Source organism: Gordonia desulfuricans NBRC 100010, assembly GCF_001485495.1.
Classification (GTDB): Bacteria; Actinomycetota; Actinomycetes; order Mycobacteriales; family Mycobacteriaceae; genus Gordonia; species Gordonia desulfuricans.
The window spans coordinates 1-22,705 of record NZ_BCNF01000016.1 but is presented as its reverse complement, the minus strand read 5'-3'; the positions used below and the strand labels follow the sequence as shown (position 1 = coordinate 22,705).

Here is a 22,705-nt window from a genome sequence, read left to right as displayed (position 1 = left end):
TCATCCGGCGTATCGAGATGCGTCGGTGAGTGCGGAAAAGGGTTGTGGTTGTGGGTTGTTCAGGGTTGTCGGAGGATTCCCGACGCCCAGATCTCGGCAAGGGTGCGTGCGGCCTCTCGGGGTGTCACGGCGGTGACGACGCCATCCCGGAGTGCGTAGCGCTGGAAGGCGTAGAACTCGGTCATGCCGCAGATCATCTCGGCGGCCACCTCGACGTTGACGCCGGCACGCAGCCGGTCGGACTCGACGCCGCGCCGCAGGACGTGGGCGAACCGGGAATAGAAGGCCTGCCGGGCGCGGGCCCAGAGTGCCGACACCTCGGGATCGGTCTGGCCGAGCTCGGCCAACAACCCGAACAGTGCGCGGTGCGACTCGTAGAACGTGAAATACAGTTCGGTGGAACGCATCACGGCATCCATCGGATCGGTGTCGTCCCAGGGCACGCGAATGAACTCGAAGGCCTCGTCGGTGAGGTCCTGGAGCAGGACCAGCATGATCTCGCGACGGTCGGTGAAGTAGCGGTAGAACGCCCCTCCGGACAGGCCAGCTTCTTTGGTGATGTCGGTGATCCGGACACCGGCGTACCCGCGCTCTGCGAACAGGGTGGTCGCGGCGGCGAGGAGCCGATCCCGGGTGTCACGTCCCTTGGGGGTCGGCGGATCGGGGGTCACCGGCGGCCGCGGGGCCTCGATGGCGGCGCGTGCAGCAGCGTCGGTCATCGGCCCTCCTCGACAGTCGTTGATGGTCGGCGGTCACACCTTGGTGCCCGGCATGGCGTTCGTCGCAACCATAACGGAGCCTCATATTTTTGTAAATGTGGCGCCACTTTTGTGGAGAGCGTGCGTCGTCGTGAAACGACAAGGCCCTGCAGCGGGCGCTGCAGGGCCTGGGGAATCAGCGCAACGGCGCCGTGGTCACAACGCGGTGATGGTCACCGTGGTGCACAGAACCTGATCGGAGAAGATCCACAGCGAGACGCCGTGGTCGGTGGTCGCCGACCGGATGGTGACGTGATCGGTGATCGGTACCGGCTTGAGATACTCGATGACAGCTCGGTGCGGGCGGGACAAGAGGTCGCGGTGGTCGGTCAACTGCGACTCGACCGCATGCCAGTAGGCGGCGTTGTTCATGTGCTCGAACATGTCGAAGTCGCCGGCGCGCAGCGGAAACAATGCGGTTGCCGCATCGTCGGGCACGTCGGTGGGGTTCATCGAATGCCAGCGCAGACGGGTCTCGGTCACGCCCGAGTTCAGGTCTTCGAGCATGTCGTCGGTGATACGTGCCGGTCGGCCGTCCCTGGTGACGTTGATGCAGAAGCTCTCGGTTTCGATGTGTCCGTTCGGCCGAACGTCGGGGTTGAACGGCGTCTGGGCGGGTGTGCCGGTGATCCGTTGCCGCATGTCGACCCACCGCGTCGACGACGCCGAACACCAGCGCGTGATGTCGACATCGCCCGGCCAGGTGATCGGCTCGATGACGTCGATGATGTTGCGTCGCAGGATCCAGAACGGGTTGGTCGCGCCGAAGGGCGACTGGTCGATCATGTCCATCGCGATGTCCTGCAGATAGCGGGCCACTCCGGCGAGGGTGACGGTCATCGTCGGATCGCAGTCGTCGATGCGGACCCGGTAGGTGACGTCGAAGGGATGGGCTGTCGGCGAGATGTCGGGAAGGCCGGACGTCAACGATGTCATCGCGCCGAGGGTAGCAGCGTGAGTTGCGCACGCATTTGTCGGCTGCGCGGCCAACTCCCACATGCGCGGTAGATCTACCGCGCATGTGGGAGTTGCGTGGGGAGTATGGCGTCGTTCGACCAGTCGAATTGACGAGCCGCACCTCGCGGGTCGCGTGGTTCGGTCGTACTCCCGTGTCACGATCGTGGTGATTCGGTTGAGTGGAACGGTAGGAGAGAGCAGTGAATGCGGTCAGGCGTGGCGTTGTGGGTGTGACCATCGCGGCGAGTGTGATGTGTGGCGGATTTGGCGTCGCACAGGCCATCCCGCCATCGGAACTCAACGGTTCGGTGACCGATGCGAGTACTGACGTCGAGGTGGCCAACGAGGCGTACCGAGACCTGACCATGAATCGGTTCACCTACCAAGAAGCGACCGTGTACCTGATCGGCGACAAGACCGCAGTACAGGCGACCGCGTCGTTGAACCAACACCTGGGACGATACTGCGCGGCAGCGCGAATGATCAGCACGGCGATCGCGGATCTCGGATACAACAGCGCGACGATCCAGAACTTCTACTATGAGTCCGGCTGCATGAATGCACCGAGCGTGACCCATGCGGGCCCGACGTCCTGACCGTACCCGGGTGCCCGGTCAACGGAGAGTAGCGCCCGGTCAACGGAAAGTAGCGCCCGGTCAACGGGATTGGGTGCCCGGTCAACGGAAAGTAGCGCCCGGTCAACGGGATTGGGCGCCCGCTCAACGGGATTCGGCTGCCGGGCCCGGGCTCAGAAGCTCGGCGGGGTGCTGACGAAGAGGAACCGTACCTCGTCGTCGGTGTCGTTGAACCACTGATGTGCGAGCGTCGCCGGGAAGTGGGCGGTGTCTCCCGGGGCCAGTATGTGATCGACACCGTCGATGCTCAGCCGCACCGTGCCGGAGATGACGTAGACGAACTCCTCCCCTGCGTGCGTCGTGGCCGCCTCGGCTCCGCTGTGGGGCTCGGCGGTCACCTCGTTGCAGTCGAGTGACCGTGTCCCCGACAGGCAGAACCGGACGACGGCCGACGGCCCGAGGTTGTACTGCCGGGCGTCGGCGGCGCGGATGACGGTGGTGGGTTGTCTGCTGCCCTCCTCGAGGAGGGCGTGTGCGGTGGTGCCGAGTGTCTGGGCGATCTTGTGCAGGTTGATGACGCTGGGCGCGGTGTTGCCGTTCTCGACCTGACTCAGGAACGGCTGGGACAGGTCGGCTCGCCTGGCCACCTCGGCCATCGTCATCCCGGCTGCCTTCCGGGCACTCCGGATCGACGCACCCAATGTGCGTGCGAGCATCGCTTGGTCGTCATCCACGCTTTGCAACGTAGCAGCCGCGATGATGGAGGGTTTCGGCTGGTCACCGGGCCTGTAACCCGTAGGTCACGGACGAAATCCGCCCGTAACAGGATCGACTCAGATTATGAAATATTGGTCTGGAGAATACTCTGTGTTCCTACGACATGGAGTGTCCCATGACCGCAATCTCCGACTCGCCGGCACGTCCGGAGGTCCACCCGGTCGACGTGCGTCCACCGATCCCCCGACTCGTGATCTTCGGCATCCAGCACGTGCTGATCATGTACACCGGCTGCGTCAGCGTCCCGCTGATCTTCGGTGCCGCGGTCGGCCTGGACGCCGCAGACATCGCCATCCTGATCTCCGCCGACCTCCTGATCTCCGGAGTGATCACCCTCATCCAGAGCCTCGGTATCGGCCGTGCGGTGGGTGTCCGACTACCGATCATCTGCGGCGGGACGTTCGCCTCGCTCACCCCGATGATCCTCATCGCCCACGAGTACGGCATGCCCGCCGTCTACGGGTCGATGCTCATCGGCGGGATCATCGGCATCCCGCTCGCGTGGCTGTTCGCCGGTCTGCTCAAGTTCTTCCCACCGCTGGTCACCGGCGCGGTGCTGACCGTCGTCGGACTGTCGCTCATCGGTGTCGCCGGCGGCCTGATCGTCGGCAGCGACCCTGCGGCCGCCGACTACGCCTCCCCCGGCAACATCGGACTCGCCGTACTGATCATGGCCATCGCGGTCGGGATCCTCTGCCTCGGCCGCGGCATGTGGCGCCAGCTCGGCGTACTCCTGGCGCTCGTCGTCGGTACCGCCATCGCGATTCCGATGGGCATGTACAACCTGGACGCCGTCGGTGACGCCGCCTGGATCGGGATTCCGCAACCGTTCCACTTCGGTCCGCCGGAGTTTCCCGTCACCGCGGTGGTCGCGATGTCGATCGTGATGGTCGTGGTGTTCGCCGAATCGACCGCGAGCATCCTCGCTCTGAGTGAGATCACCGGAAAGCATGTCAGCAGAGGAGATCTGGCCCGCGGCCTCACCGGCGACAGCATCTCCGGCATCCTCGGTGCGGTCTTCAACGCCTTCATCGACACCGTCTACACGAACAACGTGGGTGCCGTCGCCACGACCCGGGTGTTCAGCCGCTACGTCACCGCGGTGAGTGGCGTCATCCTGATCGTGCTCGGCCTGATCCCGAAACTCGGTGCCTTCGTCGCCGGTGTGCCCGGTCCGGTGATCGGCGGGGTCGGTCTGATCATGTTCGCCGTGGTCGCGATCGTCGGCGTCAACACATTGCGGTCGGTCGACCTCGGCGACCCGATCAACATGACGATCGCCTCGGTGGCCGTCGGAATCGGAATGCTGCCCACCTTCATCCCGGGCATGTTCACCAAGTTCCCGGACTCCGCCCAGATCGTCCTCGGCAGCGGGATCACGCTCGCCGCGATCACCGCCTTCCTGCTCAACCTCGTCCTCAACCACACCCGGCTCGGCGAGCACGCACGTGATGCCCTGACCGTGGATACCCCGATCCCGGATACCCCGAGCCCCGATACCCCGAGCCTGGAAGCAACAGACCGGAATGCCCTGTCCCACACCACCGACGACGCGAACCGCCTACCGATCGGAGACACCGATGCCGCACGCTGACACCCCGCACACTGACGCCCCCACCACTTCTGCTGTTCCCCCCTTCGACGTACCCGTCGTCGACATCAGCGCCTACACCGCCGGTGGCAGTGCGGCCGATCGTGCCGAGGCTGCGCGACAGATGGACATCGCCTGTTCCACAGTGGGATTCGTGCAGATCCTCGGTCACGGCGTCCCTCAGGCGGCGATCGCCGACCTGGCCGGTGCGGTCGACGACTTCTTCGCCCAGTCGCTGGACGAGAAGAAGGGCCATCGTGCGCCGGGCAATCGCGGCTACACGCCACCGAAGAGCGAATCCCTCAGTCTGAGCCTCGGTCTGGAGTCGGCGAGCCGGATGAACGACTTCTTCGAGGCATTCAACATCGGTGCCGAGGCACGCTGGTACCCCGAACTCGACCTGTCCGAGGACGACTACGGGATCAACGTCTGGCCGGACATCCCCGACTTCCGCCCGCGTATCGAGGCCTACTACGATCATGCCGCGCGCGTGGCACGCACACTGACCACCGTCTTCGCCGACGCGCTGGATCTGCCGAGCGACTACTTCGAGTGTCTGACCGATCACTCTGTGGACGTGCTGCGGATGAACAACTATGCGCTGCCGGAGGGCACCGTCACCCTCGACGGCGAACTCACCGGCATGGGCGAACACACCGACTTCGGACTGGTCACCGTGTTGTGGGCCGACCGGGTCGCGGGCCTGCAGGTGCTGGGCGCCGACGGCGTCTGGCACGACGTGCAGCCGCTCGACGGTGCGCTCCTGATCAACCTCGGCGACCTCACCGCACGCCTGACCAACGACCGGTGGACCTCGACACTCCATCGGGTCAAGCCGCCGATCGTGGACGGAACGATCAAGCGTCGTCGATCGGTCGCGTTCTTCCACGACGGCAACATCGATGCCACCATCGCCACCCTGCCCAGCCATCTCGACGCCGACGACGGACTGGCCTACGAGCCGATCACCGTCCGCGACCACATCTCCGCCAAACTCGCCGGATCCCGTCAGGGCAAGGCGAACACGGCGGCGGTGCGTGAGGCGGGCCGCGTGCTCGCCGCAGCGAAGGGCGGGGTGGCGTGACCGGGCCCGCCGTCGTCCTGATCCACGGCGCGTGGGCCGGGAGCTGGGTATGGAACCCGCTTCTGCAACCGCTCACCGACGCGGGTATGCGACCGATCCCGGTGACCCTGCCCGGGGTCGGCGACACCCTCGACGAACCCGCCGAACTCGACGATGTCGTCGCCGCGGTGATCGGACAGATCGCCGACGTCGAGGGGCCGATGGTGATCGTCGGTCATTCCGGCGGCGGCGTGGTCGCCACGAATGTCGCCGAGGCGCTCGCCGAACGCGTCGCGGGTGTGGTCTATGTGGCAGGCATGATGCTGCCCTCCGGTGGGTCGTTCGTCGACGCCTGTGATCGCGCCGGACTCACAGCGCCCGTGGGGATCTCACGCTACCTGGAGTACAGCGCCGATGGTGCGCTGTCGACGGTACCGGCGGAGGCCGCCGCGACGATCTTCTTCCACGAGGCCGCACCCGACGACGCAGTGGCCGGAGCGCGAAAGATGGTGCCGCAACGCGAGTCGGCCCGCCTCATCTCCCCCACCTGGACCCCGGAACGATTCGGCCGGCTGCCCCGGTGCTACATCGAGGCCACACTGGACCGGTCGGTGCCGATCCAGGCGCAGCGGCAGATGCAGGATCTGGTTCCGGGAGCCACGCAGGTCACCCTGGACACCGACCACGCGCCACAGCTGTCGGCGACGGCCGCGGTGGCATCGGCGATCATCGACTTCGTGGTGGCGGTGACGCCGCAGCCGGTCCGATAGTGCGTTCACCGTCGGCGCGAGCGGCACGACCGACGTCGTAGATCATCGTCGCCACCGACAGCGACAACAGCGATTCCGGATCGGACAGATCCACCTCGAGGATGTCCTCGACGGCACGCAGACGTTTGTAGAGCGCCGGTCTGCTGATGTGCATCCGCTGCGCGACGGCGGCCTTGTTCCCGTTGAGTTGCACATGGTTTCGCAGCAGCTCGAGGTGCTCGGGGGCCTCGGTGAGGATGCGGCGCAGCTCGGATTCGGCAAAGGCCTGCACGCGCGGATCGTCCTTCAGGACCGCGACGAGACCACGCAACCGGGTGTCGGACGCCCGGTAGAAGGGCCGGCGACGCCCGGACATGGCGCCGGCCACCTCGGCGACGTGGGCGGCGTCGGCGAGGGCACGGATCGCCGGCACCAGCCCACCGTCGGGTTCGCCGACGGCCACCGTGCACCGGGTGTCCCCGGCCGTGCGTGCGACCGCCTCGTGCAGGTGGTCGGCGAGCGAGGTCAGCGTCGACTCCGGGTCCTGGCCGCGCGCCGGTCGCAGGGCGACGACGGCGTGGATGTCGCCGGGGGGTCGCACGGTGAACAAGCCGGTGTGTCCGCCCGAACGCACCGTGTGTGAGACCGCGTCGAGAAGCTGGGCGGATCTGCGTTGGGCCGCAAGCGGATCGCCGTCCGGGGTGGTGGAGTCCACCCGGATCACCACCGGCCAGTATCGTCGTGCACGCGCGAGTCCGAGGGCGTGCGCGCGGGCTGCGATCTCGGACTCGGTGGTGACCCGTCGGTCGACGACGTCGTCGATCAGTCCGCTCTGGGCGCGTTGATGCAGGCTCGTCCGGTCACGTTCGATCATCCGGTTGAGGGCCAGTGCGACACCGGCACGTTCGAGTACGCGGACCGTCCGATCGCGCTGGATCGGGTTGCGCGGCACGATCACCCGACCCCACGCCTCCCCCCGCGGTCCGACGGTCGACCACACCCAGGGTTCGGTGCCGGCACGCCCATCGGTGTTGCGGCGGGAGCGCCGCTCCCAGTCGTCGAGGGTGATGGCGGTGTCGGCGTGGGGTGCGATCGAGGAGGTGAGCACCTGATGCGACAGATCCTCGAGGACGACGGGCTCATCGAGCATGCGGGCCGCCGCGGCCACGACCTCGACGACCGATGCGCGATTCATGCTCAGCTCGGTGAAGGTCTCGTGGACCAGGCGATCGAAGGCGACCGCCTCGTACTGTTCGGCCACCAGCCGTCGATGGACCGCCTCGGTGACGTCGACGAACCGCACCGAGCGCCGCAGCACGATCAAGGCCAGGTCGGCATCGCGCGCGAGGCGGGTCACCGCGCCGGGGAGGGTGGGAACCGATGCGCCGAGCTCGACGACCACGCCCACCGCGCCGGAGCTCGACAGCCCCTGGAGATATCGCTGCGGCCAATTCGCCAGTGAGGCACCGGTGGTGAGGATCAGTTCACCACCGGTGAGCAGGCCCGACAGATCGGGGACGTCGCCCACGTGAACCCAGCGGATGACGTCGTCGAGGCGCCGATCGCTGAGCACGACCGGATCCCCGCGCTGCAACTCCGGGAGACCGAGAACGTCGCGCACCGTGATGGTCATTGACAGAGTGTAAAGCTGAACGGCCAATCGCGTACACCATGTCACCCCGGCCGTGGCGATGTGGGACCGAGACTGGAACAGACACGCCGGGTCGGTGCGACCCGGCGGCCGCTTCGACCAGAGAGGTCCTGATGACAACCGTCTCCCATTGGGTCAACAACAAGGTGTTCCCCGGTGCGTCGGATACGACTGCACCGGTGACGAATCCGGCGACCGGCGTGGTGACCGCACGGGTCGCGCTGGCCGACGTCGCCGATGCGCGTGCGGTGATCGATGCCGCATCCGCGGCCTTCCCGGCCTGGCGGGACACGTCACTGGCCAAGCGCACCGAGATCCTCTTCCGTTTCCGGGAACTGCTCAACGCCCGCAAAGGCGAGTTGGCCGAGATCATCACCGCCGAGCACGGCAAGGTGGTCTCCGATGCACTCGGCGAGGTGACCCGCGGTCAGGAGGTCGTCGAATTCGCCTGCGGTATCCCGCATCTGCTGAAGGGCGGGTTCACCGAGAACGCATCGACCAAGATCGACGTGCACTCGGTGTGCCAGCCGGTGGGCCCGGTCGGCATCATCTCGCCGTTCAACTTCCCGGCCATGGTCCCGATGTGGTTCTTCCCCATCGCGATCGCCGCCGGCAACACCGTGGTCCTCAAACCGTCGGAGAAGGATCCGTCGGCCTCGCTGTGGCTCGCGGAACTGTGGCACGAGGCGGGCCTTCCGGATGGGGTCTTCAACGTCCTGCAGGGTGACAAGACCGCCGTGGACGAACTGCTCACCCACCCCGCGATCAAGGCGATCAGCTTTGTCGGATCCACCCCGATCGCCCAGTACGTGTACGCCACCGGCACGGCCGCGGGCAAGCGTGTGCAGGCGTTGGGCGGGGCGAAGAACCACGCCATCGTGCTGCCGGACGCCGATCTCGACGTCGCCGCCGATGCGATGGTCAATGCCGGCTTCGGTTCCGCCGGTGAGCGCTGCATGGCGATCTCGGTGTGCGTGGCCGTCGGCGACATCGCCGACGATCTGGTCGCGCGGATCGCCGAGCGCGCCGGTGCCATCCGCACCGGCGACGGCACCCGCGACACCGACATGGGCCCCTTGGTGACCCAGGTGCATCGGGACAAGGTGGCCTCCTATGTCGATGCCGGGGAAGCCGATGGTGCAGCCATCGTCCTCGACGGTCGGACGGTGCAGCCCGACGGCGATGCCGGCGGGTTCTGGTTGGGGCCCACCCTGATCGACCACGTCGGCACCGACATGAGCATCTACACCGACGAGATCTTCGGCCCCGTCCTGAACGTGGTGCGCGTGGATTCCTACGACGAGGCCCTGGCACTGGTCAACCGCAACCCGTTCGGCAACGGCACCGCGATCTTCACCGCGAACGGTGCGGCCGCGCGCCGGTTCCAGAACGAGGTGGAGGTGGGCATGGTCGGCATCAACGTGCCCATCCCGGTTCCGATGGCCTACTACAGCTTCGGCGGATGGAAGGCGTCGCTGTTCGGCGACAGCCACGCCCACGGCACCGAGGGTGTGCACTTCTTCACCCGGACCAAGGCGATCACCACCCGCTGGATCGAGACCGACGCCTTCCTCGCACGTACCGATCGGGCCGCGTCGGCCACCGCTGAACTCGATCTCGGCTTTCCCCAGAATGCGTGAGGAGCAACACCGTGAGCATCATCGACGAGAGTCCCGCCCCCGAGCTGAACGCTCCCAAGCTGAATGCCACTGGGCTGAACGCCACCGACCTGCTGCCCAACGGTCTGCGTCTCGACGAGGCCCGTGCAGAGGCGCGGCGGACCTACGAGCTCGACCGCGCCCATGTCTTCCACTCGTGGTCGGCGCAAGCCGAGATCTCCCCCATGACGATCACCGCCTCGGCGGGGTCGTATGTGTGGGACGGCGACGGAAACCGCTTGTTGGACTTCTCCTCCCAGCTGGTCAACACCAACATCGGCCATCAGCATCCGAAGGTGGTGGCCGCGATCGCCGCGCAGGCGGCCAAACTGTGCACGATCGCACCCCAGCACGCCAACGACGCACGCTCGGAGGCGGCGCGGCTCATCACCAGCCATACCCCCGACGGCCTGGACAAGGTGTTCTTCACCAATGCCGGTGCCGACGCCAACGAACATGCGGTCCGGATGGCCCGCCTGCACACCGGCCGATACAAGGTGCTGACCCGCTACCGCTCGTACCACGGTGGCACCGACACCGCGATCAACATGACCGGTGACCCGCGCCGCTGGCCCAACGACCACGCGAACAGCGGGGTGGTGCACTTCTTCGGTCCGTTCCTGTACCGCTCGCGATTCCACGCCGAGACCGAGCAGCAGGAGTGCGAGCGGGCACTCGCCCACCTCGACGAGGTGGTCCGGATGGAAGGGCCGTCGACGATCGCGGCCATCGTCCTCGAGAGCGTCCCGGGAACCGCGGGCATCATGGTCCCGCCACCCGGATATCTGGCCGGCGTGCGGGAGATCTGTGACCGCCACGGCATCGTGTTCATCGCCGACGAGGTGATGGCCGGCTTCGGCCGCACCGGGCGGTGGTTCGCGTTCGAACACGGCGACGCCGTCCCGGATCTGATCACCTTCGCCAAGGGCGTCAACTCCGGTTATGTGCCCCTCGGTGGCGTGGTGATCGACGCGGAGATCGCCGCCACCTTCGACCACCGCCCCTATCCCGGCGGACTGACCTACTCCGGTCATCCGCTCGCCACCGCGGCCGCTGTCGCCACCATCCGCGCGATGGAGGACGAACACGTCGTCGAGCATGCCGCGACGATCGGTGCCGAGGTGATCGGACCCGGACTGCACGACCTCGCGCAACGTCATCGCTGCATCGGCGAGATACGTGGCGCCGGAGTGTTCTGGGCGCTCGAACTGGTCGCAGACCGCGACTCCCGGGAACCCCTGGCACCCTACGGCTCCAGCAGTCCGGCGATGAACGAGACGATCGCGGCATGTAAGGCGGGTGGGCTGTTGCCGTTCGCGAACTTCAACCGCATCCACGTCGTCCCGCCGTGCACCGTCACCGCCGACGAGGTACGCGAGGGCCTCGCGATCCTCGACCGTGCCCTCGACGTCGCCGACGGTCACCTCGGGTAGCCCAGCCGCCAGCTTCCTCGCCCGGGTTCGACGATTCGCCCGACTTGCCGGAATCCGTTGTCGGTCAACGACACTGCGGCGTGATCGAGGAGTGTAGGCTTTCGTCGCCCGTGCGACGGAAGGTGACCATGTTCCCCACATACGGCATGCCCGACGGGGCGAACACCGCCTGGATGCTGGCGGCGTTCGCCCTGGTGCTGCTCATGACCCCGGCGCTGGCACTGTTCTACGGCGGCATGGTGCGCTCGAAGAGTGTGCTCAACATGATGATGATGTGCCTGTCGGCGATCCCGATCGTGTGGATCGTCTGGGTCGTGTTCGGCTACTCCCTGGCCTTCGGCGACGACCACGGCGGCCTGATCGGCAGCCTGTCGTCGTTCCCCGGACTGCACCACACCTACGGATCCGACGGCACACACTCGGGGATACCGCTGGTCGGAACCATCCCGGCCATCCTGTTCGTCGCCTTCCAGGCGGGCTTCGCGATGGTCACCGTCGCCCTGATCGCCGGTGCGGTGGCCGACCGGATGCGGTTCATCTCGTGGCTCGCGTTCGCGGCGGTGTGGTCGGTCCTCGTCTACATCCCGGTGGCCCACTGGGTGTTCAGTGCACCCGGCCTGACCGAGGCGCACGGCGGCTGGATCGTCGGTCATCTGCATGCGATCGACTTCGCCGGCGGCACGGCCGTGGAGATCAATTCCGGCGCATCGGCATTGGTGCTGGCGCTGTTGCTCGGCCGGCGTGCCGGGTGGCCGAAGGATCCGATGCGGCCACACAACCTGCCGTTCGTCATGCTCGGCGCGGGATTGCTCTGGTTCGGATGGTTCGGGTTCAATGCCGGCTCCGAGCTGGCCGCGAACGGTGACGCGGCCGTGATCGCGGTCAACACACTCGGTGCGGGTGCGGCGTCGATGGTCGCGTGGCTGGTCGTCGAGCAGGTCCGCCACGGTCGGCCGACGTCGTTCGGCGCCGCCTCCGGCGTGATCGCCGGACTGGTCGCGATCACGCCGTCCTGCTCATCGGTGACACCTGTCGGGGCGCTCGCCGTGGGTGCGGTCGCCGGAGCGGTGAGTTCGCTGGCCATCGAACTGAAATTCCGCTGGCGCTACGACGACTCCCTCGACGTCGTCGGCGTGCACTTCGTCAGCGGCGTGGTGGGGATGCTGATGATCGGGCTGGTGGCCTCGCGGACCGCCCCTGCCGGGGTGGACGGACTGTTCTATGGCGGGGGTGTCGATCAGCTCTGGCGGCAGGTGGTGGCGGTGCTCGCCGTCATCGCCTATGCCACGGTGGTCACCGGTGTGATCGCGCTCGGGCTGAAATTCACCATCGGTCTGCGGGCCGATCGCCAGCACGAGGCCGACGGGATCGACGACGCCCAGCACGCGGAATCGGCGTACGACTTCACCATCGCGCGCTGAGCTCGTCGAACGCGCGGAGTGGGGGTTTCGGGGTTCCGGCATCCCGGCGCGCAGGTAGTTTCGTCATATGCCTGCGCCCAAACGTGCCGATCTCGACGACTTCTACGCCCAGCTCACCCCCACGCAGCATCCGCATCTGGTGGAACTGCAACGGATCAGCCTGTCGTATGCGCCCGCCGTCGAAGAGAAGTTGCAGTGGAATCAGCCCGCATATCTGCGTGACGGGGAACGACTCTGGATGCTGCAGGCCTACGGCAAGCACTGTTCACTACGGTTCACCCCGGAGTTCTTCGGCGCGTACACCGGGGAGGTCGCCGATGCCGGATATGAGTGCGGTGCCGGTTTTCTCAAGATCCGCTATGACCAGGATGTGCCGGAGGCGCTGTGCCGCCGCCTGATCGAGGCACGTCTGGCGGAGTAGGAGATCCCCACGCATCTACCAGGTGCGCGGTAGATCTACCGCGCACCTGGTAGATGACCGTGCAGGGTGCGGTCTCCCGCGCGGTGGTCAGTCGGGAACGCCGGCCGGCAGGGTCTTCAGGAGTGCGCCGGCCTCCACCCGGAGTTGTTGTCCGGTCACGTATTTCGACGCATCCGAGGCGAGGTAGAAGACGGCCTCGCTGACCTCTTCGGGCGGGATGACATCCACCGGGAGCAGGTGGAAGGCGCCGAAGACGTCCTTGACGTCGTCGTACTTCGGCTCCTCCAGGTCGGGCCGGAACAAGTGGTAGAGCCCGGAGTTGTGCACCATCGGGGTGTCGATGTTGCCCGGATGCACCGCGTTGACCCGGATCCCCTGCGGCGCCAGCGAACGCGCCAGATCGTTGACGAGGCGGGCGATGGCACGCTTGGAGAACGAGTAGCCGCTGGCGCCGAAACCGGCCTCCCTGGACTCGAAGCTCTCCATGAACGCCGCCATCGACCCGACACACACGATCGAGGCGCCCGACGACAGATGCGGCAACGACAGCTCGAGGGTGTTGATGACGCCGCCGAGGTTGACCGAGGCCGTGTTGAGCCAGGTCACCGGCGGACGATCGGCGCCTACCGGGCTGATCCCGGCATTGGCGACGACGATGTCGAGCCCGCCGAGTTCGGCGACACCCTCGTCGATGGCCGTCTGCAGCGCTCCCCGGTCACGGACGTCGGCGACCCTGGTGACGATCCTGCGTCCGAGGGCCTCGACGAGCGTCGCGGTCTCGGCCAGGTCGTCCGGTGTGCTCAGCTCGTAGTTGACGGTGGGGATCTGCGCGCAGATGTCCACCGCGATGATGTCGGCACCGTCGCGGGCCAGTCGCAGTGCGTGGCTGCGTCCCTGACCACGCGCCGCGCCCGTGATCAGGGCGACCTTGCCCGCCAGTCGGATGTCGGTCACCGAATGTCCTCCTCGATAGCTCAGTGGTTCAGTAGTCCAGTGCTTCAGTGCTCGGACGTCCGTGCTCCGCACATGCGGTCGGCGGACACGTGTCCACCGGAGCGTACGGGACGACGCAGGGGTGTGTCCGGGAGTCGGCGGAGAACGGGATTCGACGATCACGGTGCCGTCGAGGACATCAGTGCTGTAGGCCGATGTCCTTGCTGCCGTAGGCCTCACGCAGTCGGGGCTTGACCACCTTGCCGCCGGCGTTGCGCGGTAGCTCGTCGATGATCACGAGGTCCTTGGGGTGCTTGAACCGGGCGAGATTCTCGTTCAGATACGGTTCGAGATCCACCAGCGTGAGGTCCGAGGTGCCCTCGGCCAGCACCACCACCGCCACCGGGACCTCACCCCAGCGGTCGTCGGCGCGGGCGATCACCGCGGCCTCGGCGATCCCGGGATGGCCGAACAAGACGTTCTCGACCTCGGCGGAGTAGATGTTCTCGCCGCCGGAGATGATCATGTCCTTGGCGCGGTCCACCACATAGAGGAATCCGTCCTCGTCCTCACGGACCAGATCGCCGGAATGAAACCACCCGCCGCGGAAGGCATCGGCGGTGGCGTCCGGTCTCCCCCAGTAGCCTCGCATCAGATTCGGTCCGCGATAGACGATCTCGCCGACCTCCCCCGGCGTCACGTCGTTCATCAACGGGTCGACGATGCGAGCGGTGACGGCGGGTACCACGGTGCCGATCGATCCGATCTTGCGGCGCGCGTCCTCGCCGCGCAACAGGCAGGTCACCGGCGACATCTCGGTCTGGCCGAACGCCGTCATGATCTCGGCATCCGGAAAGGTCTCGGCCATCGCCGCGAGCACCGAGTCGGCGGCGGGCGCGGCACCCCAGCTGATCGTCCGCAGCTTCAGTGTCCGCGGCCGGGCCTGCTGCTCGGCGCAGATGAGCTGCCACTGCGCGGGCACCATGAACACCGACGTCGTTCCCTCACGTTCGAGAGTGTCGAGCATCGCCGCGGCATCGAAGGCGCCGAGCGGATGGATCACCGCCCGCACCCCCAGGTACAGCAGCGGTGCGAAGGCGGCGAGACCGGCGATGTGGAAGATCGGTGGCACCACCGATGCCACGTCGTCGGCTTCCCGGCCGTTGGTGCCGGCGATGGTGGTGACCGCCTGCGCTTGCAGGTTGACATGGGTGAGCATGGCGCCCTTGGGTTTTCCGGTTGTACCCGAGGTGTACATGATCAGGGCGACGGTGTCCTCGGGTACGTCGATCTCCGGCAGATCCGACGAGTCCTCGGCCAGGAGGGTCTCGTAGTCGAGGTGTTCGGGAACGTCACTGCCATCCACCACGACGACGGTGTCGATCGATCCCGTGGACGCGGCGACGGCGTCGGCGATCGGTGCCAGCAGCCGCTCGGTGACCACCACCCGCGCCCCGCTGTCGGTCACCAGGAAGGCGACCTCGGCCGGTGCCATCCGGATGTTCACCGGGACCGGGATCGCCCCGATCAGGTTGGCACCCAGCACCGCCTCCAGATACTCCGTGCGGTTGAGCATGGCCATCAGGACCCGATCGCCGAATCGCACCCCGCGCCGGTACAGGGCCGCGGCGAAGGCACGGGACCGCTCGTCGAGTCCGCGCCACGTCGTCGATCTGTCCAGATAGGTCACCGCGACGTCGTCCGGGATCATGCACGCATGCCGGTGGACCTGGCTGTTCCAGTGGTTGCGCCGAGACCGCCATGGCTCGGTTCCCTGCCCGATGCCGGGATCGGTCGCGGCGGTCATCGGCTCTCCCCTGCTCTCGATGATGAGACACATCGACACCGATGTGCCCTGGGTCACACGGTAGGGGAATGTGGCGACCCGGTGGGGCGAATCGTCGACACCGGGAATCGCCCGCCGATCTCAGGCGGCGAGCAGGGCGTCGATCTGGTTGATCGCCGACGACGAACCCTCGAGCACACCCATGTCGAGGACCTGTTGCAGTGCATCGGCCGTCGGATAGGTACTCACGAAGGTCGCGACGGTACCCGCGCCGCCGGCGACGAAACGGAACTCACTGGTCGAAACCGGCATGGTCTCAACAGGTTCGAAGTTCGCATCGGCGAATCCGTCGACGAAGTCGAAGCCGTTGGGCTCGTCGATCGCCTGGATGTCCCAGTAACCGGCATGCTTGTCGCCGCCGGGGCCGGTCATGTAATACGTGACCCGGCCGCCGGGCCGGAAGTCGTGGTGGACGACGGTGGCCGGGTATTCGGGTGGGCCCCAGATCTTCTCCAGCTGACGTGGATCGGCATAGACCTGCCACACGCGGGAGACCGGCGCGGCGAACTCGGCGGTGATGGTGATGGTTCGGGTGTCGATGTCGTGGGAGACATTCGTGACGGGCATGGTCATTCCTCCGTGGACGTGTCGAGTGCGAGGAGCTCGTCGATACGGGCGATGCGGCCTCGCCAGACCTGTTCGAATTCGGTCAGCAACGTCGCGACCGCGCGGACGGCGGTGACATCGCCGGTGGCGAGTTGCTCACGGCCACTACGTCTCTTGGTGAGCAAACCGGCGCGTTCGAGAACGGCGACGTGCTTTTGTACCGCGGCGAAGCTCATGTCGTAGTCCGCCGCCAGAGATGACACCGAGTGCTCCCCTGCCAGTACGCGACGCAGGATGTCGCGGCGGGTGCGGTCGGAGAGTGCGTGGAACAGGGCGTCGGCCCGGTCCTCGTCGGTGCCTTCCACCACCCAAATATACAACTAAACGGTTGTACGTTGTCAAGGGTTCGTGCCGGTTGGTGAGAACCGGAGCGAGAGCGTGCCACCGCAAACACCGGGTGCCCGGCACGTCCGATGGACAGATCAGGTCGTGGACACGGGGTTTGCGAACCAGCCGTCGGTGCCCAGCCGGCCGTCCTTCTGCGGGGCATAGTGATCGAAGTACACGCGCGACATCAGTTCGCGGCGGCTCGACACCCCGGCCTTGGCAAAGATCGACTTCAGGTGGTCCTGGACGGTGTACGGCGACATGTGCAGGGACTTGGCCACCACCGTCGTCGAATCCCCCCGCAACACCGCACCGACCACCTCGCTCTCGCGTGCGGTCAACCCGAAGGTCGACACCACCAGCGGTAACAGCGCCGACGGACCGGCGGACTCGATGGTCACCACGGTCTGCGATGCCCCGTCACGGCCGGTCAGTGGTGCGGCGTGCACGGCGAACCACTCACCACCGGCACCGCGCACGATCAGCCGCGGCACCGCCGTCGACCGACCTGCGAGCAACGCCCGGGCTGCGCCGAGAGCAGATGCCACACTCGTCGGCATCTCGCCCCACAGATCACCGTCGAGTTCTTCCACCCGGCGTGCGGCGGCCGGCGTCGCGGAGATGACGTTCTGGTCGGCGTCGAAGACGATGACCGCAGGCCCCTTCTCCGCCGGCTGCACGTCGAGGTGCATCTGCGATTCGGCGACCGACACCACGAGACCGGCGCGGACCCCGAGGGCCAGACTGTCGGTGATGCTCTCGAGGAACAAGGCTTCGGCGGGGCTGAACCCACTGCTCTCGTGGCCACGGTAGAGCGCGACACCGCCCCATGTCCGCCCGCCGGCACGGGCGATCGCCCGCATCTCGTGCCCGAACCCGAACATCGGCTCGAACAGGTCGCGGAAACGCGAACTACGGCGCGGGTCGTCGTCGGTCTCCTCGTGCAGGATGCTCACCGGGAACTCGCGATTCGCGAGATCGGTGAACAGCGAGATGTTGTCCTCCACGTACTCGTGGTGGGCGAACTCGACCTCGCAGGGTGCGTCGATGCCGATCTTGACCGATCCGGTGACGAGGTCGGTGGCCGGATCGATGCTGCCGAAGCACACTCCCTCGAAGGGAATCGCGCGACGCAGGATCTCCATCGACTCGATTCCGAACTCACCCCACGGCAGCCCGGACCGTGCAAGGGCGTCGATGCTCGCCCGTGCGGATTCGGCACGCAAAGTCTTCATCGGGCAAGTATGCGCCGATTGGAAGGCCGCAGGTATCCCACATAGTTGGGGGATATACGACCCAGGTGGCGGGGATGGTGTCGGCCATGGATGCAGCCGCACAGTTGTCGGCATGACATCGAACGAAATCTCCACTCCTGCAGACTCACCCACCCAATCGGCATCCGCAGACGGCGTGGCGACGACGACGTCGCTCCCCCCGTTCGGGGAACTCGCGGTGATGCTCACCGGAACCCTCGTGCTACCCGGCGACCCTGGCTGGCCGGCGGCATCGTCGGCCTGGAATCTCGCAGTGCCGCAGCGTCCGGCGGCGGTGGTCGTCGCCGAATCCGCCGCTGATGTCGTGACCGCGGTGCGTTTCGCACTGCGACACCACATCCGGGTGTCTGCGCAACCCGGTGGGCACGGGGCGACCACGGCGCTCGACGACACCATCCTGATCCGGACCCGCGGCCTCGCCGACATCTGGATCGACGCCGACAATGCGATCGCACGCGTCGGCGCCGGCGTCAAGTGGGTGGAACTGCAGAGCGCGCTCGACGGGACCGGCCTCACCGGTCCGATGGGCTCGAGCGGCGACGTCAGCGTCACCGGCTTCTTCCTGGGTGGCGGGTTGTCGATGTTCGGTCGCACAACCGGTGTCGGTGCCCATGCGGTCCGGGCGGCCGAAGTGGTGGACGGACTCGGACGCCACCGCTGGATCGACGACTCCTCCGACCCGGAGCTGATGTGGGCATTGCGCGGCGGCGGCGGCGATTTCGCGATCGTCACCGCCGTGGAGCTCTCCCTGACCGCGGCACCGGAGATCAGCGGTGGACGGCTGGTGTTCCCCGCGACCGATGCGCCGACCGTGTGGCGTGCCTACGCGGAGATCACCGGAACCGCACCCGACGAGCTCACGCTGTTCGCCTCGATGCTGCACTTCCCACCCATTCCCGAACTACCGGAGGAGATCCGTGGACAATCCCTCTGCGCGGTCGACGCGGTGTACCTCGGCAGCGTCGATGCGCTCGACGCACTTCTGGTCCCGATCCGCGCCGCCGGCATCGTTGTCCGCGACACCGTCCGACCACTCGCGCCGGGCGAGGTCGGCACCGTGTGCGAGGAACCCGATGACCCGTCACCGGCCTATCTCGGGACCACCACCCTCGGACGGTTCGACGACGACGTGATCGACACGATCCTCGCCCGGGCCGCCACGCCTGCCTGCGGCGTCCTCCAGGTGCAGATCCGTCACCTCGGCGGGGCGCTGCTCACCCCGTCGGAGAACGCGGTGTGCCGGCGCATCACCGCCGCCTACTCGGTGATGGCCATGACCATGGTCCCCGTACCCGAGGCCATGCCTGCAGCCCATGCGTCGGTCGCCGCGATCCTCGCCGACGTCGAGGAGTTCTACGGAGGGCCGCTGTCGGTGTCGATGCTCGGTGACAACGATCCGCTCGCCGCGGCGTTCTCCCCGGAGGTGATCGCCCGCCTGCGGGTCGCGAAGAACGCCGCCGACCCAGACGGCGTGTTCCGCAGCAGCCGGCCGGTCATCTGACCTGCGTCGATCCGTGCCGACCTCGTGATCCCGACGGCTTCCCGAAGGCGCCGGCCGGTCCACATCCTGTCCTGGATGTGGGCCTGTCGGTATCGGTGTGTCGGCGACCTCGGGTGATCAGTCGGCCGTGGGAAACCGCGTGAGGAAGCGGCCCGCATCCACCTGCCGTCGCGGGGTGTCACGCTCGGTGCGGCCGCCGACGTACAACCAGCCCATCAGCTTCTCGGAGTCGGCGAGGCCGTGCAGGTCGGCGATCTCCGGTGACGCCGCGAACGGGCCGGTACGCCAGATGACGCCGTAGCCGGCCTCGTCCAGCAGCAGACTCAGGATGTGTCCCACGCCGGAGGCCACGGCTTCCTGCTCCCAGGTGGGAACCTTGGGATGCGGTGTCGGCGAGGACACGATGGCGATGAGCAGGGGCGCGCGCAACGGCTTGTCGGACGGTTCGGTGCCGTTGATCCGTCCGATCGCCTCGGCGAACCGCACGCGATCGTCACCGCGTAGCTCGACGAGACGCCACGGTGCCAGATTGGCGTGGTCGGCGACACGGCCGGCCGCCGCCACCAGGTCCAACAGTTCCTCATGGGTGGGGCTCGCATCGGTGACCTTGGGTGACGAACGGCGTGCGAGCATCGCGTCGCGGACGGGAGTGGCGGAGACGGCGTGCGGATCGAACGGCATGCCCACAACCTACCCAGGTCACCGATGACGGTCACGCTGCCCGTAGTACCGAGACCGACCTCAGGTCTGGCAGTTGGGGATAGCCGGGTCTGTGCCATCGACGGCGGTCGGCGGGGATCACGAGGTCTTGCAACCGGATGGCGCCGCGCGACCAACTGGCCGAGGGATTCGAGAAAGGCCTGCGAATCGCGGTCGAACGCCCGCCTCGGTGCTGTCAACGCGAGCCACATGCTCCCGTACCGGGGAAGGTCGAATGTTGTCGCCGGCCGTAGCGTGGAGTCGGCCCAGGCCTCGGACGCCCAGTTCTCCTCTGCTCCAACGTGTTTGTCGATCCGTGCGCGGGTGAATGCGTGGACGACGATGTCGTTGCCCCGATCGGCGTGCCCGACACCGAGAGGGTTTCTCCGGCCGCTCAGTTGATAGGGGCACGGCCACCACGCCAAGGCGTCCAGGGGTGCCGTCGTTTCAGCGGACGTCGACTCGTCGTCGGGGACCACACCGGCGGATTCCTCGAAGACGAGGAATCCGGTCGGATGCGTGCGGAGCAGTGTTCGTTCCTCTGCGCTCGGCCGCGCCGCCCTGCGGACGGCTGACATGGTCTCTCGCGGCAACCACAGCGTGGGCGATGCCTGGATGACAGTGGCTGCCATCTGCGCGATCCCCCACGCATTGGAGACGTTCGCCGCGAGGATCGTCTGCATCTCGATCAATCCCCTGGCCTGGTCGATCACCTCCTGTCCTTCCACATGATCAGGATCGAGGTAATCCAGATCGTCGACTTCGTCGTCGTCGAGATCGGTATCGAGGTACGGATGACGGTCTTGGAGATACTCCAGGATTTCCTCAACGGTTGCGATACTCTCGTCGAACTTCCCGAACTGCTCCTCGATATAGACCGTCATGTTCTGGAGTCCCCCGAGCAATTCCGTGCGCACCCGTGCCAGATTCTGCGGTGACCACGACGGGTAGGTGGTCCTGTTGCGTCTCCCCATGCGAGCCAAGGTAACTCGATATCGGTCAACCCTTGTCGGAGAATTCCACAGGCGGCGACGCCCAACGCCCACTCGATGGAATCGTGCGCCCAGTCAACAGATCTCGCCGTTCGCGCGAGGCCCCACGGGTGAACCCGAACCTCGAGGGTGAGCAGCTTTAACAACTTATCCACAAATGTTGTTCTGCTTCCTTATTCGCCGATAGTTCGCCTATGTAATCGCTACAATGGAACACATGCAGGGGGAGCTGGAGACCATTCTCGACGCACTCGTCTATTATCGTTTCGACGACGATCCGACCGGGCCGGACGTGTTCACGGACATGCGGACACTGGTCACCATCAGGAATGTCGTCGACGCGTTGACCGCGGCCGGGGCTGGTCATCTCGACCGGCTGGGGGTCGCACAGAATCACGGGCACAAACCGATCGCGTTGCTGATCGAGATGGGGTACGCGCCTTCCGTGGCTGCGCGGGTGCAGCGGATCGGCACCTCGGCGATGGTGGAGCGGACTGTGAAACATTCTGCTGACGGGGCGATCTCGGGTGAACATGTGGATGCGATCGTTCGCGGGTTGAACCAGATCGGCTTGCGTGCCGGCGAACCGCCGGACGCTGAGACCTGGGCGACCTTTGAGGGTGATCTGTTGGCGCAGGTGTTGTCGGGGGCGAAACCGGCTGAGGTGATGGCCCGGGCGCATCAATTGGGGGACCATCATGCTGATGATGCCGAGGGTGGACGTCCAGCGAAAGAGGACCGCAATCTGAATGCCCTGGATATCGGGCGGACCGATGATGGGCGGGTTGCTGTCTCGGGGAGTCTGGATGTTGTTGTCGGGGAAAAGTTGGCGACGGCGATCGAGAAGCTGTCGGCGCCGGTCCCGCAATCGGATGGTTCGAAAGATCCCCGTGAAGCTCCTCGACGCCGTGCTGATGCCTTGGAGATGGTTTTGGATATGGCGGCTGGTGCGGGGGAGCGGTCGGTGACCGCTGTACCGGCGGCGTTGATCAATCTGTCGGTTCCTGCGGATGCGCCGGGCAAGTCGGAGTTGGCGTTTGGTGGGTCGATCACCCACGGCACCCTGCTGGAAACCAGCTGCGACGGTGTGGTGGTGATGACCATCGTCGACGGTGAGCGGGTGCCGTTGGATATGGGTCGCTCGAAACGGTTGTTCACCGCTTCGCAGCGGCGGACGTTGTTCGAGCGGGATCGGTGTTGTATCAAGTGTGGTGCCCCGGCATCTCGGACTCAGGCTCATCACATTGCGCATTGGTCTGATGGTGGTGCGACTGATCTTGCGAATGGGTGTTTGTTGTGTGCGTCGTGTCATGCCGATGTGCATCACAACGGGTGGGATGTCTATATGGGGCCGGATGCGCATCCGTGGTTGATCCCGCCGGAGGTGGTGGATCGACGTCGTCGTCCGATTCCGGCATATAACAGGCGATTTGCCGACGAACTACCGAATGCTGCCTGACCTTTTGTAGAAGC

At 66.4% G+C, this 22,705-nt stretch carries 21 protein-coding genes; 11 read left to right on the top strand and 10 right to left on the bottom strand.

Going from position 1 to position 22,705, the window contains the following annotated elements; genetic code table 11:
• Positions 1-59: 59 nt before the first annotated feature.
• Together GD1_RS02885 and GD1_RS02880 are read right to left on the bottom strand one after the other, a co-directional pair.
• Positions 60-719, bottom strand: a complete 660-nt coding sequence (locus tag GD1_RS02885; RefSeq protein WP_059035507.1) for a TetR/AcrR family transcriptional regulator — start codon at positions 717-719, stop codon at positions 60-62.
• A 195-nt stretch (positions 720-914) separates the two neighbouring features.
• Complete coding sequence (locus GD1_RS02880) at positions 915-1,694, bottom strand: acyl-[acyl-carrier-protein] thioesterase (protein ID WP_059035505.1); 780 nt, start codon at positions 1,692-1,694, stop codon at positions 915-917.
• A 245-nt stretch (positions 1,695-1,939) separates the two neighbouring features.
• Between GD1_RS02880 and GD1_RS02875 the strand changes: the two genes are divergently transcribed.
• Positions 1,940-2,311 carry a hypothetical protein gene (locus GD1_RS02875; RefSeq protein ID WP_238403908.1) on the top strand — a complete coding sequence of 124 codons (372 nt, stop codon included), beginning with the start codon at positions 1,940-1,942 and terminating at the stop codon, positions 2,309-2,311.
• A gap of 152 nt (positions 2,312-2,463) precedes the next feature.
• Here the strand turns inward: GD1_RS02875 and GD1_RS02870 are convergent, their stop codons facing one another.
• Positions 2,464-3,024, bottom strand: coding sequence for a helix-turn-helix domain-containing protein (locus GD1_RS02870; RefSeq protein WP_059035502.1), 561 nt, complete (start codon positions 3,022-3,024; stop codon positions 2,464-2,466).
• A gap of 158 nt (positions 3,025-3,182) precedes the next feature.
• Here GD1_RS02870 and GD1_RS02865 point away from each other — a divergent pair, with 158 nt between their 5' ends.
• Genes GD1_RS02865 through GD1_RS02855 form a run of 3 tightly spaced genes read left to right on the top strand, consistent with a single transcriptional unit; the run spans position 3,183 to position 6,491 of the window.
• Positions 3,183-4,661 carry a uracil-xanthine permease family protein gene (locus GD1_RS02865; RefSeq protein WP_059035500.1) on the top strand — a complete coding sequence of 493 codons (1,479 nt, stop codon included), beginning with the start codon at positions 3,183-3,185 and terminating at the stop codon, positions 4,659-4,661.
• A complete protein-coding gene (locus tag GD1_RS02860; RefSeq protein ID WP_059035498.1) occupies positions 4,648-5,742 on the top strand; it encodes an isopenicillin N synthase family dioxygenase in 1,095 nt (364 codons plus the stop codon). Before GD1_RS02865 ends, GD1_RS02860 begins: the two co-directional genes overlap by 14 nt.
• Complete coding sequence (locus GD1_RS02855; protein ID WP_059035496.1) at positions 5,739-6,491, top strand: alpha/beta fold hydrolase; 753 nt, start codon at positions 5,739-5,741, stop codon at positions 6,489-6,491. The genes GD1_RS02860 and GD1_RS02855 overlap by 4 nt, the downstream gene beginning before the upstream one ends.
• Here the strand turns inward: GD1_RS02855 and GD1_RS02850 are convergent.
• The gene (locus GD1_RS02850; RefSeq protein ID WP_059035494.1) at positions 6,448-8,103 is read right to left on the bottom strand and encodes a PucR family transcriptional regulator; all 1,656 of its coding nucleotides are present in this window, start codon (positions 8,101-8,103) and stop codon (positions 6,448-6,450) included. The two genes, GD1_RS02855 and GD1_RS02850, sit on opposite strands and share 44 nt — an antisense overlap.
• Before the next feature lie 131 nt (positions 8,104-8,234).
• Here GD1_RS02850 and GD1_RS02845 point away from each other — a divergent pair, with 131 nt between their 5' ends.
• The 4 genes from GD1_RS02845 (at position 8,235) to GD1_RS02830 (ending at position 13,054) form a co-directional block, all read left to right on the top strand.
• Complete coding sequence (locus GD1_RS02845; protein WP_059035492.1) at positions 8,235-9,761, top strand: CoA-acylating methylmalonate-semialdehyde dehydrogenase; 1,527 nt, start codon at positions 8,235-8,237, stop codon at positions 9,759-9,761.
• 74 nt (positions 9,762-9,835) lie between these two features.
• Positions 9,836-11,212: an aspartate aminotransferase family protein gene (locus GD1_RS02840; protein WP_157079360.1), complete on the top strand. Its 1,377-nt coding sequence runs from the start codon at positions 9,836-9,838 to the stop codon at positions 11,210-11,212.
• Between the two features lie 128 nt (positions 11,213-11,340).
• Complete coding sequence (locus GD1_RS02835) at positions 11,341-12,633, top strand: ammonium transporter (protein ID WP_059035519.1); 1,293 nt, start codon at positions 11,341-11,343, stop codon at positions 12,631-12,633.
• Positions 12,634-12,700: 67 nt separating this feature from the next.
• Entirely contained in the window at positions 12,701-13,054 is a 354-nt protein-coding gene (locus GD1_RS02830) for an iron chaperone (RefSeq protein WP_059035490.1), read from the top strand.
• A gap of 87 nt (positions 13,055-13,141) precedes the next feature.
• On the opposite strand, the gene GD1_RS02825 is transcribed toward GD1_RS02830, so the two are convergent.
• The 5 genes from GD1_RS02825 to GD1_RS02805 all read right to left on the bottom strand — a co-directional run bounded on the left by GD1_RS02825 (position 13,142) and on the right by GD1_RS02805 (position 18,001).
• Positions 13,142-14,008, bottom strand: coding sequence for a mycofactocin-coupled SDR family oxidoreductase (locus GD1_RS02825; protein WP_059035488.1), 867 nt, complete (start codon positions 14,006-14,008; stop codon positions 13,142-13,144).
• 178 nt (positions 14,009-14,186) lie between these two features.
• A complete protein-coding gene (gene fadD5, locus GD1_RS02820) occupies positions 14,187-15,794 on the bottom strand; it encodes a fatty-acid--CoA ligase FadD5 (RefSeq protein WP_059035517.1) in 1,608 nt (535 codons plus the stop codon).
• Between the two features lie 120 nt (positions 15,795-15,914).
• Complete coding sequence (locus GD1_RS02815; RefSeq protein ID WP_059035486.1) at positions 15,915-16,400, bottom strand: SRPBCC family protein; 486 nt, start codon at positions 16,398-16,400, stop codon at positions 15,915-15,917.
• Positions 16,401-16,402: 2 nt separating this feature from the next.
• Complete coding sequence (locus tag GD1_RS02810; protein WP_059035484.1) at positions 16,403-16,744, bottom strand: ArsR/SmtB family transcription factor; 342 nt, start codon at positions 16,742-16,744, stop codon at positions 16,403-16,405.
• A gap of 117 nt (positions 16,745-16,861) precedes the next feature.
• Positions 16,862-18,001 carry a helix-turn-helix transcriptional regulator gene (locus GD1_RS02805; RefSeq protein ID WP_162128838.1) on the bottom strand — a complete coding sequence of 380 codons (1,140 nt, stop codon included), beginning with the start codon at positions 17,999-18,001 and terminating at the stop codon, positions 16,862-16,864.
• Positions 18,002-18,113: 112 nt separating this feature from the next.
• On the opposite strand from GD1_RS02805, the gene GD1_RS02800 reads away from it, so the two are divergent.
• Positions 18,114-19,541, top strand: coding sequence for an FAD-binding oxidoreductase (locus GD1_RS02800; protein ID WP_162128839.1), 1,428 nt, complete (start codon positions 18,114-18,116; stop codon positions 19,539-19,541).
• A gap of 117 nt (positions 19,542-19,658) precedes the next feature.
• Here the strand turns inward: GD1_RS02800 and GD1_RS02795 are convergent, their stop codons facing one another.
• Positions 19,659-20,222 carry a nitroreductase family protein gene (locus GD1_RS02795; RefSeq protein WP_059035479.1) on the bottom strand — a complete coding sequence of 188 codons (564 nt, stop codon included), beginning with the start codon at positions 20,220-20,222 and terminating at the stop codon, positions 19,659-19,661.
• 746 nt (positions 20,223-20,968) lie between these two features.
• On the opposite strand from GD1_RS02795, the gene GD1_RS02785 reads away from it, so the two are divergent.
• Both GD1_RS02785 and GD1_RS02780 read left to right on the top strand, forming a co-directional pair.
• A complete protein-coding gene (locus GD1_RS02785; protein WP_059035476.1) occupies positions 20,969-21,178 on the top strand; it encodes a hypothetical protein in 210 nt (69 codons plus the stop codon).
• A 271-nt stretch (positions 21,179-21,449) separates the two neighbouring features.
• Positions 21,450-22,691 (top strand): HNH endonuclease, encoded by a 1,242-nt coding sequence (locus GD1_RS02780; RefSeq protein ID WP_162128840.1) that lies wholly within the window; start codon positions 21,450-21,452, stop codon positions 22,689-22,691.
• Positions 22,692-22,705: the final 14 nt, after the last annotated feature.